Origin of the sequence: Corynebacterium sp. H78, from assembly GCF_037572275.1 — a bacterium.
In the GTDB taxonomy this organism is placed as follows: Bacteria; Actinomycetota; Actinomycetes; order Mycobacteriales; family Mycobacteriaceae; genus Corynebacterium.
Genome location: NZ_JBBHKX010000002.1, coordinates 199,667 through 215,127 on the forward strand (window position 1 = coordinate 199,667; position 15,461 = coordinate 215,127).

At 55.9% G+C, this 15,461-nt stretch carries 10 protein-coding genes; 6 read left to right on the plus strand and 4 right to left on the minus strand.

Annotation, left to right across the window (positions count from 1 at the left end; all coding sequences use genetic code 11):
• Positions 1-2: 2 nt before the first annotated feature.
• On the minus strand, positions 3-1,310 hold the full coding sequence (locus tag WG934_RS02135; protein ID WP_339977096.1) for a DUF7373 family lipoprotein: 1,308 nt from the start codon (positions 1,308-1,310) through the stop codon (positions 3-5).
• Between the two features lie 211 nt (positions 1,311-1,521).
• On the opposite strand from WG934_RS02135, the gene WG934_RS02140 reads away from it, so the two are divergent.
• Both WG934_RS02140 and WG934_RS02145 read left to right on the plus strand, forming a co-directional pair.
• Entirely contained in the window at positions 1,522-3,426 is a 1,905-nt protein-coding gene (locus WG934_RS02140) for a dynamin family protein (RefSeq protein WP_339988495.1), read from the plus strand.
• Positions 3,426-5,084, plus strand: coding sequence for a GTPase (locus WG934_RS02145; RefSeq protein ID WP_339988496.1), 1,659 nt, complete (start codon positions 3,426-3,428; stop codon positions 5,082-5,084). The genes WG934_RS02140 and WG934_RS02145 overlap by 1 nt, the downstream gene beginning before the upstream one ends.
• Positions 5,085-5,111: 27 nt before the next feature.
• Here WG934_RS02145 and WG934_RS02150 read toward each other — a convergent pair whose 3' ends face one another.
• Entirely contained in the window at positions 5,112-7,181 is a 2,070-nt protein-coding gene (locus WG934_RS02150; protein ID WP_339988497.1) for an acyltransferase family protein, read from the minus strand.
• A 224-nt stretch (positions 7,182-7,405) separates the two neighbouring features.
• On the opposite strand from WG934_RS02150, the gene WG934_RS02155 reads away from it, so the two are divergent.
• A complete protein-coding gene (locus WG934_RS02155) occupies positions 7,406-7,711 on the plus strand; it encodes a hypothetical protein (RefSeq protein ID WP_339988499.1) in 306 nt (101 codons plus the stop codon).
• Positions 7,711-8,523 (plus strand): hypothetical protein, encoded by an 813-nt coding sequence (locus tag WG934_RS02160; protein ID WP_339977106.1) that lies wholly within the window; start codon positions 7,711-7,713, stop codon positions 8,521-8,523. Before WG934_RS02155 ends, WG934_RS02160 begins: the two co-directional genes overlap by 1 nt.
• 414 nt (positions 8,524-8,937) lie before the next feature.
• Here the strand turns inward: WG934_RS02160 and WG934_RS02165 are convergent, their stop codons facing one another.
• Positions 8,938-9,777, minus strand: coding sequence for a dienelactone hydrolase family protein (locus WG934_RS02165; protein WP_339977108.1), 840 nt, complete (start codon positions 9,775-9,777; stop codon positions 8,938-8,940).
• Positions 9,778-9,886: 109 nt separating this feature from the next.
• On the opposite strand from WG934_RS02165, the gene glmS reads away from it, so the two are divergent.
• Together glmS and WG934_RS02175 are read left to right on the plus strand one after the other, a co-directional pair.
• Complete coding sequence (gene glmS / locus WG934_RS02170) at positions 9,887-11,761, plus strand: glutamine--fructose-6-phosphate transaminase (isomerizing) (protein ID WP_339988501.1); 1,875 nt, start codon at positions 9,887-9,889, stop codon at positions 11,759-11,761.
• Between the two features lie 75 nt (positions 11,762-11,836).
• A complete protein-coding gene (locus WG934_RS02175) occupies positions 11,837-13,759 on the plus strand; it encodes an NAD(P)H-hydrate dehydratase (RefSeq protein ID WP_339988503.1) in 1,923 nt (640 codons plus the stop codon).
• Positions 13,760-13,771: 12 nt separating this feature from the next.
• Here WG934_RS02175 and WG934_RS02180 read toward each other — a convergent pair whose 3' ends face one another.
• Positions 13,772-15,460, minus strand: a complete 1,689-nt coding sequence (locus tag WG934_RS02180) for an ABC transporter permease (protein WP_339988505.1) — start codon at positions 15,458-15,460, stop codon at positions 13,772-13,774.
• Between the last annotated feature and the right edge of the window lies 1 nt (position 15,461).

A 15,461-nucleotide genomic window follows, 5' to 3' on the forward strand; every position in this document is an offset into this window, starting at 1 on the left:
CGCTACTTCTTGCCGGACTCTGCCTTCTGCAGAATCATGTATTGCGCTGCAGTAGCCTTCGTGAGTTCCTTCTGGTCTTCGCCGTACGTTTCGCCGACGTAGTTATCCTTCAGAATGAAGCAGTTATTTCGCTGGCCCAACGTCGTCTGCTTTGTGACGCACTTGGTGTCTGGGACACCCTGTGGTTCGTCGTAAACTTCCCAGCCCATGTTCAACATGTGCGAGATGTGGCCGGACCAGAGTTGCTGTGCGGCGAATTCATTGGACGCGCGGGTCACTGAGCTTTCATCCACAGCAGTGTGAGTTGCTCCGGCATCGTTGAGCAAAGTGAGGGTTTCCTGTGCACCGTACGAGTTTGCTGCAACTCCGCGCGGACCGAAGACACCGGCGAAGCTGTGCTTGCCTTCTTCACGCTTGCTTGGCAGCGCGTAAATGCGGAGCTTTTCCTTGTCCAGCTCGAATGGACCTTCAATCTCGCCGACGCCGTCGACAGTCTTCACAGCCTGGAACTGATCAATTCGTGGCTTCTGCTGATTCACGGCTTCCGTTGCCATGGTGGTCAGCCACTCGGTGTTGCCGGCCGGAGCGTCGGCCCAGAAGTACAGAACGTACTCGTCGTGCGGAACAAACACGTTGATGGACTCAGTGGTGTCACTGCCATCGTCCAAGAGTGACATTTCGTGTGTCGATGCGAAGGAATTGGCGAGCTCTGGAATGGTGATTGGGGTGGATGGATCCAATGGATCATCCGGCAGGAACGTGACACCAGTTGTAGTCAAGTGCTGATGAACTTGTTCAGCGAACTTCTGTGCATCTTCCGGAGACAAGAAACGCAGGACGTGCGTGTTAATTGTCTTTTCGCCATCCGTAGCCTGTGCTTTCGGAATGCTTGCAGAAATGCGGGAGCCGTAGAGGAAATTATTGTTCTCTGCCAGCTCCGCAGATTGTTCGTCGATAACTGCATTTAGAGCGCCAGCGCTGAACAAAGGATTAGGCATTGGATTGACATCCGATACCTTCGGATCAACTTCGAATGGTAGAACAACGTGTTCCAGCAAACGAGCTGTTTCATATTCAATGATTGTCTCGTCGGAGGTCTTTCCGAATGGCTTCGCCGGTTCGGTAGGCCAATCGCCGGTGTCGAATTCCTTTTTCTGCTCGCTTGGCTTCTGGGCAGCTGGAGTGGACGTTTCGGTTTCCTTGTCCTTGTTATTGCCAAAGAGGTTTGCGCCACCTGGAAGGTCGCAGCCCGCGAGCAAAGTGAGGGAACACACGGTCGCTAAGGCAGCCGTTGCGCGCATCGTCTTCATCGGAGAAACTCCTTATTTTGTAAATAGTGACTGTTCGAGTCGAACTGAGTATTCAGTGCCGTCTACTGTTGGATGCAGTGACTGCCCAAAAAGTTCCCCGCGGACAGAATCGACCGGTTTGGCAACTTAGTAATTCAATAGCCATACCTTAGTATCGTTTAACTAAAAGTTCCTAACAATTTCGTGAACGAACAGTTTCAGGAGGGTTACCGTGGATGACTCGGCGAATTCCACCCAGGCGGCCGTCGATACGCGTAGCCCGCACGATGCTGGCGCACAATTGTTGCAAGCCATCACCACGAAGATTCTGAAGCCATTTCATATGAATGACGTGTGTGACCTTGCGTTACGACGAGCATCGTCGGGCAGTCAGCTTCGTTCTGTTGTTGTGGTGGGCGAGATTAAGCGTGGCAAAAGCTCCCTAGTCAATGCGCTGGTGGGGCAAGCGAATGCTTCGCCAGTGGGAATCGATGTCACCACGGCCACAAGCATCTCTGTGGGGCAGGAGACCCCCGAACTTGCGGGTGGCAGCGCTCAGTTGATGTTCGCCGAGCATGCCGAAACTATCCCTCACACAGAATTGGAAGACTGGGTGTCATGTGACGGTAAACATGGCAACGATGCTCGAACAGAACAGATGCCTACCCGCGCAATGGTCCCGGTACGCAATAACTTAATGGGGGACATCGCGGTTATCGATACCCCTGGCGTTGGAGGTTTGGAGCCGGAATACGCCACGCTTGCGAAAGCGACGGCCAACCAGGCGTGTGTGCTGGTTGTGGTCTGCGATGCCACGACACCGTTGACGGCTCCAGAGATGCAGTTCATCAAGGACACCGGCGGTGCCGTTGAAGCACTCATTGTGGCAGTGACCAAGACCGATAAGAACCTCATGCGTTGGCAGCTGATCGTCGAAGAGAATAAGCGACTATTGCGTGAGCATATTGGTCGCGATATTTCGGTCGTCGGCGTTTCAAGCTTGCTAGCGGTAAAGGCGGCCGGAATGCCACCTGGGCCACAGCGTGAGCAGCTAGAGGCGTTTTCGGGGATAACCCAGCTGCGCCGCCTTATCGATGACAAGTTCGCCCTCGCTGACAACTTGCCACTCGCGAATGGGCTACGCACGGCAACTGACGGTATGCGCCAGCTGGACGAGAAACTGGTTGCCCGGCTGACAGTGCTCAACGAAGGTAGCAAAGTTCTCCCTGAGCTCAACGAGCAGCTCGAGCAGCTTCAAGTGCTGCGGAAACAGCAGGAACAGTGGGAACTGCATTTGCAGCGGGATCTAACCATGATCCGTCAGAACGCATTGAGCTCGCTAGACCGCAGGCTCGATGACATTCGCGATAAGTGGACAGAGAAAATCAATAAGCACGGCATGTCAGTGCTGCGTAAGAACCCGCAGTATTTCACCGCTGAAATGGAGAAAGACTTCCACGTCGCTATTGCAGAGACCATCGATATGTTCCTCGAACAACTCGATCGGGAGATCATCGCGCAGCGGTTTGATTCTGAAGTCACCCGAAATGACATTCGTGAAGCGGTTCTGGCCTCATTCGGTGGCCAAGGTATGGAGACCCGCAAAGTCGCGTCGAAAAGCCAAGGTCTCATCGACCCGATGACCCTCATGATGGGTTTCTCCGGAGCTTCGACTTTTGGTGGCATCATCGCGGCGACGACGTTTATCGGATTGGGCGCCGCAGTGGGTGTTGCGTGGGTTGGCTTCAACTTGGGCTTTAAGGCCATTCGTGCGGGCAAGACTAACCTTTTGACGTGGTTGCGTGAAACGCAGAATACGGCCCGGTTGATGACGTCTCGCCTCATCGAGTCTGGCATGGCGACGGCGCGGCCAGAAATTGTGATTCGCTACCGGTCTGAATTGAAAGAGAATATCGAACAGACGAAGAAGCGGATCCGGGAAGCAGAAGAAACCGTCCGCACTGACAAGGCGACAAGAGAGAAGAAGCGAAAGGTGCTGGAAGGCAACGTCAAGGTTGTCGCGAAGTACATCGCTGCCGCTGAAAAGACTATTGGTGAACTGACGGAATCCGTCGCAATACCGCAGGCTGCGACGCAGGAAGCGCCACAGGCGACAATCCAGGGAGTGGCGCAATAATGATGGATCGCACCCAACAAACACACATTCACGCAGCACTTCAAGATGCGATTTCCGTCCTTGCCAGTGTCAGTCCACAGTTGGCGAGGGAAGCGCAGCGTATCCAGGGCATTATCGATTCGCCTCCGCGAATCGTCATTGTGGGGCGCTTGAAGGCCGGCAAATCCACCTTGGTGAATGCGCTGATTGGTGTCCCTGTTGCCGAAACCGCAGCGCTTGAAGCCACGAACGTGGTAGCGGTGTACCAAAATGGTGCGCCGGCGCGTGCGGAAGCAGTGTTGGTTGATGGCAGTCGTCGTGAAGTTGAAACGCGCCGTGGGACGGTGTCTGAGCTGCCAGTGCCAGCTACAGAGATTAGCTATTTGCAGCGGTGGTTCCCGTCGGCTGCAATTGCGGATTATTCGTTGGTGGATACCCCGGGTCTTGCCACGTTGACATCGGAAAACGAATCGCGCACCCGACGAGTTTTGATCGATGGTTACGAACAGACGCGAGTGGCCTCGGTCGATGCAGACGCTGCCGTATTCCTCTTCGATTCAACGCCCCGCGCGGATGAGATTGATTTCCTGAAAAAGCTGCGCTTCACGCCTTTCAATACGCTCGGCGTGTTGTCCCGCGCGGACGGGTTCGGCGAAGGCGCGCTCGGTGACAAGGATCCAATCGAGCACGCTGCGGAACACTCAAAAAAGCTGGCAACCGCGCTACAAGACACGGTTATGACGGTCATTCCGATCGCTGGCTTGCTCGCAGAAACGTCCCACACTGGTGCACTGACCGAAGATGATGCCCGTCAGATTGCAGGGGTTGCGCACATGCATCCTTTCGATCTGATCCAGTACCTGGATGCTCCCGCCTCGGGCAATGAAGATCAAGATGGCGCCAACAATCGTCGCCGTCTGCTTTCCCTCGTAGGCGAATATGGATTCCTCCATGGTCGCGACGTCGCACGTGGCGGAGCGGCGGCGTTGAATGAATGGCTCGTCGAAAAGTCCGGGATTCCGCAGCTACGCCAACTCCTTGCTGGTGCGTTGGGCAGCTTTGCGACGATTCATCGGGCAAGCAGAATCCTCCGCGAAATTGATCAACTCGCGTATGTGTACCCGGAACGCGAGCGTATTCGGTCTATCGCATCGACCCTGCGAACTGATCCGCGGATGATGGATGTGAGTTTGTTTGAGCATCTGAAAGCGATGTTGGAAGCAGACCCATATGCGCAGGCGACTGCCGAACTTCGGCTGATGGTCGAGGGCACGACCGTCCCTGAGAAGCTTGGGCTACATGCATATGCATCAGGTGGGGAAATACATGCCACGGCTATGCAAAAGAAGACAGAAGCGCAGATGCAGTCGATGTCCACACTGACAGCTGCGGAAGATGCTGCACTCGTTGCCTTGATGCGAGCCTACGATTTTTATGGCGGTGCGGGTAGCCAGGGGATGGGTGGCCAGCAGCCAATGCAGCCGTCTCGACCAATGCAACCAGCTCAGCCTCCTGTACAGCGACCCAGCAACCCGTACGGTTCGTGGGGTGATTCAGTTCCGCCTCAACAGGCCCCACAACCCATACAGCAACCGATGCAAACTCCACAGCCGTATGGTCAGCCGCCCCAAATAGAAAACCAGCCACGTAAGAAGAGGCGTGGCTGGAAGCTGTTTTGATTTGGAGTCTGCCAAAGACCTGTTGGCTCAATAGACGCCAGAATTCTCGCTATTGGTGCCAGTTGTCGAAGCCGTCGCAGTGTCGGTGTCGGTCGTGTCGCCTGCGTCCGTCGAGGTACTAACCGTGTCGGCTGATGTCTCGGTGTCTCGGTCTTTAGTCGTCACAATCCGGTTCTTTGGCCCTTTACCTTTGGCAGGAAAGGCCTGGGCAAGCGCATCGGCGAACCGAGCCGATCGTTCTGCGTTTCCTGTGGCGTTGTAATGAACAAGGTCGCCATCGAGGAACCACTCCGCTTTTGCATCCGTTGCCCAGTCAAAGATGTGCAAATTCGCATTTTTCTTTTGCTTCTTCTTGAGAGCATCATTGAACAGCTTCATGTTCGCGATATCCCATGGTCCGTAATCACGCCCAGTCGTTGCAGTTGCCCACAGAATACTCTCACCCTCGAGTTCGTCGAGCATCGCTTGAATTCGCTGGTCGTGCGGGTATGCGTGACCAACTGCTTCATTTGCTGCATCATTGACACCCGTCGCAATGACCCAACACGTGCCGTCGGGCTGCCCCTCAGCCATAAGCTGCTGCACTGATGCCACGGCGCTTGGATAGTCCTGCCAGCCTTCCGCGGTAGCGCGAGCACCAAAGACAGACGTTACGACGTCGTTTGCACCAACTTCGCGATACCTAATCGCCGCATTGTCACTTGGATCTGGCAGTTGCAGGTCCTCAAACATACCGATTGAGGTGGAATCACCAACGTGCACAACAGTCGTGCAGCGTGTGCGGGCAGGTCCGGTCGCAACTACCTCGCCGACATCGGGGCGTGAATCAATCTCCATCGTCTGTTGAGAACCAGAAGCCAGGTTGACTTGTTTGCCGTAGCCAAGAACCGTAGCTGGAATGCCGATTGTTGCTACAGCAACCAACACCACCATCGCACCAGAAAGAACCGGTCGAGGAATGCCCGGATGAGGTAGACCTTCGAACTTCACTGCACGAACACGACGGAACCAATGCAGCGCGGGCTGGAAGAATCCGTTCTTGCGGATTGGATCTTCAATGAGAGTCCACGACAGGGCTGCAAGCACTATCGAAACTCCCATGACCGTCGCATGGTGGACCCACGTTGAACCAAGCTGTTCTGGAAGGAATACAACCACAGGCATGTGCCACAGGTAGATGCCGTACGACCGTTCTCCGATCCAGCGAAATGGTGTCGTGCCAAGGACTTTGCTGGTCCACGATTCTGGGTGGAGCGTGCCGACGATCGCCATCGCAGCCAACATACTTAGCAGAAGGAGCCCGCCACGGTACAGGAATGGCGAGTCGTCGGGAAGCGCTCCGATGAGGGCAATCGTGCCCAGTACGCCGATGCCACCGCTGGCTTGCGCAATAGGCAAAGACACAGACACGTTGCCATTTCGCTTGACCAGGGCGATCGCTAGGGCAGCGCCGATGAGGAGTCCGCCGGCGCGGGTGTCCGTACCTTCATAAATGCGGGTGGAGTCGGTGCCGGTGCTGGCGAGGAACCACATGAGAGCAAACGATCCCAACGCGAGGGCGACAGTCGATGCGATGATAACGCGACGATGGCCACGCGCGACAACATAAATGAGCAGCAAGACGAGGGGCCAGATGAGGTAGAACTGCTCCTCAATGGACAGTGACCACATATGGTCAAGAGGGCCAGCTCCAGCGAACTGGTCAAAGTATGAATTGCCGGTGGCGATGACAAACCAGTTGTTGATGTAAAGCAGCGAACTTAGCGACTCTGGCCAGCGGTCAGCTAACGAAGCCGGCTGAATCAGCGCCGAGAGCATCAAGACTGTCAGTACTGTGAGGACGACAGCAGGTAATAGTCTTCGGAATCGTCGTAGCCAAAACCTATGTAGTCCCCATGAATCTTTTTGATACTTCGCTCTCATCAGGTTTGAAGTGATGAGGTAGCCGGACAAGGTGAAGAACATTGCGACACCAAGCAACCCACCAGGTGTCCAGCTCACATTGAGGTGATATAGCACTACCGCTACAACGGCGATAGCGCGCAGTCCGTCTAAGGCTGGAACATATTTCGTATGAGAATCTATTGGTCTTGGCATTCCTTTTTCATATCCTAAGTAAAGCCTATTAGGAAATTGAAATAGGCATTGGGGTAGCGAGTGTGTGATTTTAATTCCGAACACTGGCGGCGATTACCCCAGGTGGTATGTAGTTCGTAGAGTGAGAATTCCACTTCCTAGGTACCCCCATTTGTTCTCGATGGAACCGACTGGATTTGAGGCACGTCAGTGCTTTATGAGGGTAGGAATTTCTAGGGGGTAGCGTGACGAAGATTCATCTTGATAAAGGAGAGCTCGCACGGTTAGGGCATGTGGTGTCCGAAGAGGATGGGGGAAGCGCACATGCGTGGCGTGGGCTTCCATCCTTGCCAGTGGATAGTGCGGGGACTGGCTTCTGCGACGAAGCACGCCGATTGTCTGAGGCATTGCTTTCGTTGTATGAACAGTGTGCGGGGCGCTTCGATCATCGCGACCATGTGTACGCGAAAGTACGGCATCAATGTGTCGAGTTCGAAGAACACGAGTTGTCGTCGCAAAGCGTGTTCGAAAACATCGGTGGTGTGGTCTGATGTTGGCGGGGGAGCGAACGATCGATTGTTCCGAGTTGGAGCAGTATCAAGCGCGCATTGATGGTTGTGCGTGGGCAGAGTTTCAGAATGTGGCGGATTGCGTGCTTCAGGCTTGTGCCACCGAGCATGCGGAATCGGCGTCGGTTGTAGAAGAATCGTATGGCGATGGCATTGAGGCAATGGACAGTGCTGTGCTTGCTGCAGAAGGAGAGTGTCAGCAAGTCGTGGCCATGGCAGAGCATGCTGCCTGGTCTGTCGAAGCATCTGGTCAATGTGCCGGTGAAGTAGCCAATGCAGCGGCGCTAGCTACTGAGGACATGCTCTTCGCCGCCGAAGCTGCAGTAGGGGACAACGCCGAGTTGTGCGCGGACCCAGTGGTGGGCCCAGAAGCGACCTTAATTGTCTCAGATCTGACGGAGGTACTCCTAGAGTGCATGAGCGGGGTGCTGGAAGCTCGAGATGTGTGCATTGCAGATGCACTGAGGTGTGCAGCTGAAGATGTCGAATCGGCAGTCGAACAAGAATCGGTGAGTGAGCCGGCGCCAGAGGTAGAGGCCACTGTGAACGAGGAGTCCATAGTGGAGCAAGAGCCACTTATTGACTGGTCTGTGCCAGAAGAATCCGTGGCACCACCGGCTCCGGAGTCTCCACCACAGCCTCCGACGCAGCCGCCTTCTGTTGTGGAGCCACCTATTGCGGAGTCGGCAGTGGCAGAACCGGTTGCATCGGTACCAGCCGCCACTCAGTCTTCAACTCCGGCCGAGCCAGCCAAACCGGCGATTCACGTACCCAGCGCAGGAGGGTGGAAGTGACGCACACGCAGCGTGACCACGTACGTTGGAAATATGATGCGTTGGTGGCGGATTATCGTCGAGAAGCAGAATGCCAGCAGCAGCGTTGGGAGAAGTCGTTGTGTGAGGCCAAGGAGCGCCTACAAAAGCTCGTAGCTGTGAAGAATGAGCACAAATCGCTGCGAGTAGCGGGGGCAGAGCGGACAGGTGGGGTTGCCCCACAAGGTGAGTTATTGCGCACAGGGTTTCATGTCACACGAGGCGTCGATGATGGGGGAGGCGTGTCGGCCGCGCATCGCTTGGGGCACCGAATACAAGAAGACCCGCGCGTGAAAGCGCGGGTGCAATCGATAGTGTCGCAGAGCCGATAGGGAGTGCGACTGGTCTCCATGGAGAAGCTGAGAAAAATCTCCCGGAGGCTATCGAGGCGTCACACTAAGAAAACAGAGACTTGTTCTCAGGCAACTGCTTACGCAGGTAGTTCTCATCCCGGTTGATCAGGCCCTTGATCGAGGCTTCCGGATCAGCGAACTCTTTGTACTTCTTCTCGTCTCCGACGGTGTACAGGAGGAAGCCAGTCAACGCTGCGCGAACCAGTTCCTGCTGCTTGCTTTCCGCCTTGGAAAAACCAAGCGCCCGCTGAACAAGAGGGGTTTCGGAGAAGCCAGCCTGGGTGCCGTCCTTAACTTCATGGAACACGACATCACCTGTCCAGTTCAGCGCAAGACGGTATGGGTTGCCACGGTTCAACCACTGATCTTCGCCAGGTGCGAGAATCAGGCCGGGCGCAGACACGTTCGTAGCTGCATCCTCTGCGGACGGAGCAGTGTCCGCTGGGAAAATACAGCCAACGCCCTTCACCGCATCACGAGCAGCAGCTGCCAGAACTGCGCAGCCAGCGCCCATGCCGTGGCCTGCCACACCAAGCTTGGATGGGTTGACAATCACTTGACCTTCGCCGAGTTTCACGCCAGCGAGGATTTGCAAGCATGACTCCAAGTCATTTGCCAGGCCACGGTGATTGGGAGTCATGCCATTTTCCGTGTCCGGAGCAGCAACTGCGATGCCCCACGAGGCAAAATGACGCAACGTTGCGTGATAATCCTTGATCGGCGAACGCCAGTCATGCGCAAAAGCAATGCCGGGAACGCCCTTACCCTCCGCAGGGGCATAGATCTTGCCGGGCAAGCCGGCAAACGTCAGGTCTCCCACCATGACTCGGTGGGGACCGCGCTTAGACAAGTTGGACACCAGTTTTTTCAGATTCTCAGCCACGCCTAAAGGATAACGTTGTTGCCCCTGATCGTGTCGAAACGTCTAAAAAAATTGTGAAACTAGTCTTCGGATATTTCACGAGACTCACTCGACCGCTATTGTTTTTCCCATGTGTGGAATCGTTGGATATGTGGGCAATCGCCCAGCACTCGACATCGCTGTTGACGCTTTGCGACGAATGGAATACCGCGGATACGACTCCGCAGGTGTTGCCATTCTCGACGGGCACGGCGAGATTAGTGTCGAAAAGAAGGCTGGCAAGCTCGCAAACTTGGAAGCCCAACTAGAAGAGACCGGTCGCGACAACTTCGCTGGCTCCACAGGTATTGGCCACACCCGTTGGGCAACACATGGACGCCCAGTAGACGAGAATGCGCACCCGCATCTCTCTTTCGACGGAAAAGTTGCCATCGTTCATAACGGAATCATTGAAAACTTCGCTCCTCTGCGCGCTGAGCTCGAAGAAGCTGGCATTGAATTGAGCTCGGAGACCGACTCCGAGGTTGCCTGCCACCTGCTTGCTCGTGCAATGAATGGTGATGACGGTGGAGATACCGAAGGGGATTTTGAGCGCTCTGCGCTGGCAGTGCTGAACCGCCTCGAAGGTGCGTTCACTGTGCTGTTTACGCACGCTGAACACCCAGACACCATCGTTGCTGCTCGTCGTTCGACGCCTCTGATCATCGGTGTGGGCGAGAATGAAATGTTCCTTGGCTCGGACGTTGCTGCGTTCATCGCGCACACCCGTGAGGCTGTCGAGCTGGGGCAGGACAATGTCGTCATCATTACTGCTGACGGCTACCGTGTTCTCGGCTTCGACGGTTCGGAGCAGCAGGGTCGCCCATTCACTATCGATTGGGATCTCGCTGCCGCCGAAAAGGGCGGGTACGACTCGTTCATGATGAAGGAAATTCACGAGCAAGCTGCTGCTGTTCGTGACACTTTGGCAGGACACCTTGTCGACGGTCGCATCGTCTTGGATGAGCAACGCCTCACTGACCAGGATCTGCGGGATATCGAAAAGGTCTTCGTCGTCGCTTGTGGTACTGCATACCATTCCGGTTTGCTGGCTAAGTATGCGATTGAACACTGGGTTCGAATCCCTGTGGAGATCGAAGTTGCCTCGGAGTTCCGCTACCGGGACCCAGTGTTGGATCGCCAAACCCTGGTGGTTGCGATTTCCCAGTCTGGCGAAACTGCAGACACCTTGGAAGCTGTCCGACATGCGAAGTCGCAGGGAGCTCGTGTACTAGCGGTGTGTAACACCAATGGTGCGCAGATTCCTCGCGAATCTGATGCTGTGCTCTACACTCACGCCGGACCTGAAATCGGCGTTGCTGCGACCAAGTCGTTCCTGGCGCAGGTTGCTGCGAACTACATTGTTGGACTGGCTTTGGCGCAGGCTCGTGGCACCAAGTACCCAGATGAAGTCACGCGTGAATACCGCGAGTTGGAGACCATCCCAGGTCTCATCGAAGAAGTAGTCGGCCGTGGTGACGAGTACCTCGATATGGCGAAGGACATTGGTGCTATCCCAACGATGCTGTTCCTTGGTCGCCACGTCGGCTACCCAGTAGCTATGGAAGGTGCACTGAAGCTGAAGGAATTGGCGTACATCCACGCCGAAGGTTTCCCAGCTGGTGAGTTGAAGCACGGTCCAATTGCTCTCATTGAAGATGACCTCCCAGTGGTCGTCGTCGTGCCGTCTCCAAAGGGACGTGCAGTCTTGCACTCGAAGATTGTGTCCAACATCCAGGAAATTCGTGCCCGTGGTGCGAAGACCATCGTTATCGCTGAAGAAGGCGATGAAGCAGTGGTTCCATACTCGAACTACTTGATTCGCATTCCGGAGACGTCGACGCTTCTGCAGCCACTATTGTCCACAATTCCGCTGCAGTTCCTTGCTGCAGAAATTGCTCGTCAGTGTGGCAATGAGGACATCGATAAGCCACGAAACTTGGCTAAGTCTGTGACCGTCGAGTAGTCGGAAACTCACACCAACAGAGGTCGAAGCAGCAAACCTGCCTCGGCCTCGTTTTTTATCGCTACGATTGGGCGCATGACCGCCGTATACAGCGTGAATCAGATTCGTCGTGCAGAGCAGCCGTTGTTGGACGCGCAGATTGAACCGGATGAGCTCATGAAGCGTGCAGCGCACGCGGTCGCCGAGGCAGCTCGGGTGATGTTGGCGGAGCCTGTTCCTGTGCCAGAGTTGCTCACAGGACGTCGGGTACTCATTCTTGCGGGTAGCGGTGGCAATTCTGGTGACGCGTTGTATGCGGGGGCTGAACTGTCCCGGGCGGGATTTGGTGTCGATGCCTATGTGCTTGGCGACGCTCCGTGGGAAAGCGCCCTCGCCGAGTTTCGCCGCTCGGGTGGCAACCTACTCGACGAACCATTGTCATCGCTTCTGTGGCGTATGGGGGAGAGCTACCGTTTGATCGTCGACGGCATCGTTGGCCTCGGCGCTGTTGGTGCCTTACGGGAGCCAGCTGCATGGCTCATCCGCGAGGCGAACGCTGTGCGAATCCCAGTGCTTGCGGTTGATATTCCGTCGGGCATTGATCCCGATACGGGCCAGGTGTTTCCTGGGCCCGTCGCAACGCTGGAGATGGATGATGCGCTGAGTTCGGAAGAAGATGCGGATTTGCCTGGACATGTGACAGCGACTGTCACGGTGACGTTTGGTGGTTTGCGTCGTGCGCATGCATTGTCGGTGCATTGTGGCGAGGTCGTGGTGGCGGATATCGCGCTACCGAGTAGTGCGTTGACTCCGGATCGGATGTCGTTGGCAGACGAGCTGCGGAATTTGTCGCATCGCGATGCGCTGGAAAACGGCGACTGGATGGTGCAGTTCACACGTGCTGTGTCGGACACAATTCCTAAGTCTGGGGCGCCAGTTTTCGAGTGGGCTCCGTTTAGCGACGATTCGGCGGAAGTCTTTTCCGCACACGGTCAGCCACCTCGGCCACTACAGGGGCCGGCCTTTTTCGCCGAGCTTGAACCTGGCGCTGACGATAACAAGTACTCGGGAGGGGTCGTCGGCATTTGCGCTGGCAGCGACAAATATCCAGGTGCCGCAATTTTGGCAACGAAGGCTGCAGTGCGGTCGACGAGTTCGATGGTTCGCTATGTGGGTTCGTGCGCGGCACAAGTAGTTCAAGCTGTCCCTGAAGTGATTGCTCACTCGGAGCTTTCCGACGACGTTCGCGTTGATGCTTGGGTTGTCGGCCCAGGACGAGGCACCGACGATGAAGCTGCGGAGGAATTGCGCATCCTGTTGGAGCGTGATGAACCGATGGTGGTCGATGCGGATGCAGTGACTCTGCTGGCACGTCACGCGTCGTTGCGCGACCTGTTGGCTGAACGTGCGGTACGAGGTGCCGAAACGGTATTGACACCGCATCTGGGCGAGTTTGAACGCTTGGTGGAAGGCATGGGAGACGAAGCTGCGCATTTCCCGGATGCACATGGAGATCCGTTGGGGGCAGTGGAACACATGTGTGTTGCTCTTCGCTGCATGGTGCTGTTGAAGGGACGTCGGTCGGTCATGGGGCTAGCCGACTACCGCAATGCGGTCGCCGAAGAGCGTGCCCGAGCAGCAGCGGAAGTTTTCGAACTGGATGCGGGTACAGATTCCGATGTTGCGGTGGATGAGGCAGACTTGGAAAAGGTCACGCGGGATCGGATTCGGGCGCATATCGAGAACATGGGGCACGACGTGTTGGGGCTGGCTCGAATTATCGATACGAGTACCTCATGGGCAGCAACTCCAGGATCCGGGGATGTGCTCAGTGGCATTATTGGTGCCTGGGCAGCACGTGCTGGTGTGTGGAACGTGGCGATGTCCACAGTGATTCATGCACAGGCCACTGAATTGTCGGCACGTACCGAGTTTGGTTACGCGCCGACCTCCGCGTCGCTCATCATCGATGCGATTCGCCCAGCCACTGCGCTGGTGGTCAGCACTCGCGACGCTTAGTTGCTTTGGCTTCTAGCCAGCGAGTACGTCTCGCTTGCCGACGAAAGCCATTGATACAGCGATACAGACAACACCAATCGCAACTAACACGAGGGTTCCGGTGAGGTCCCACGTAGCACCAGCTGCCGCGCCGTGAAGTGCTTCGATGCCCGCTTCATGGGCGTTGGCCGCTTTGCCTGACGTGTTCGTGTCAAAGAGTACTTGCGGGTTATGTGCGAATGCGGACGTCTCCAGCATCCAGTTCGGAAGCTCGAAGAGCCCGCCGAAGAAGGAGATAAAGCCCGAGTAGGCCACGGGGATCCAGGCTAGCCAAGCCATCTTTGGGACCACTGCAATAGCAAACAACGCGAATGCTGACAGGGCGAAAATTGCTGGGAGCAGGCCAACAATAGCCCAGAAGGCTTCATCGCCGATTCCTGGCACATCCAACGTGGAAGTGTATGCGCCAACGGCACCCGCTATGACTGTTGCCAGGGAAATGCCAAGAAAACCGATTGCCCAACTGATAAGAAATGGCTTTTTCCTGGTTGATCCTGCAGCCAATTCATGGGCCAGGATTCCGCTTGCTTCGGAACTGTGAACGGACATGGTCACCTGCACAGCCGCGCATGCCAATAGAATGCCAAGCCACATTCCCATCATGTCGAGGAACATGAACGCCATCATGTTGTCGAGCACATCGGCACCGATCATTTTGCTGATCAGTTCCTTCGTCGCCGGTGATGAGTCCAACATGCCGACCATTTCGCCGGTCATCGCTAGCAAAAGACCGTTGAACACAACGATGGAAATTCCCCACCACAGCAGGGTGGCGCGCTCCAGCCGGAAACGAAGCCCGATAGGGCCGAACCCCCGGTCGCCCGATACCGAATGAGCTTCCCGACGACTTACGCCAGTAAAGGTGACAGCGGAGGCACCGAGGTCTCGTCGTGAAGCAAAAACAAATGCCAACGCAAGCAGCGCAACGAGTGCAATGAACAAGAACCCGGCGGGCCAGAAGCGGTTGGTGGAGTAGGGCCCCATCACATCACGCCAGCCGAAGGGGCTGAACCAGCGGAGCCACGGGATGAAGCGCACATCAGCCCATGCTCGGACGAGGTACGAGAGGGCCATAACGCCGAGAGACAAGCTGCGGGCGGTGCGGGCAGAATCAGTGAATTGCGAAAACACCAGGGCAATGGCACCGAAAGTGGACGTCGAAAGTGCGGTGACGATTCCTAGAACTATGGATCCCTTGATGGAGATGCCGTCGATAAAGGCTCCATTGATCATCATCACTGCGGCGACACCGGCTCCCAATGTGAGGCAGGTGCCGAGGAGCACAATCGTCGCTGCAGCGAGTGGCTGTAGTCGGTGGAAGCCTGATGCAGCAATCAACTCTGCGGTGCCATCTTCTTCGCTGGCGCGGGTGAGTCGTACTGCAATCATCACGGACATCACACCACCAAGGATGAGCAACCACTGACCCATTTCCCATTGCGAAAGCGCTCCGAAAGAAATGGGATCGGGGACGCTTCCGTAGAAAGCGTTCATGCTGGGGTTTGATGTCATATCGCGAAGCAGAGACTCAATGTCTTCGATATTCGGATACGCGCCTTTGTACGCACCCGGAATCATGGCCATCATGCCGATGAGCGACAGCAACCAGATCAAAAGGAAGCTGCGCCTAGTGCGCACGAACAAGCGGAGGAGGGAGCCCATG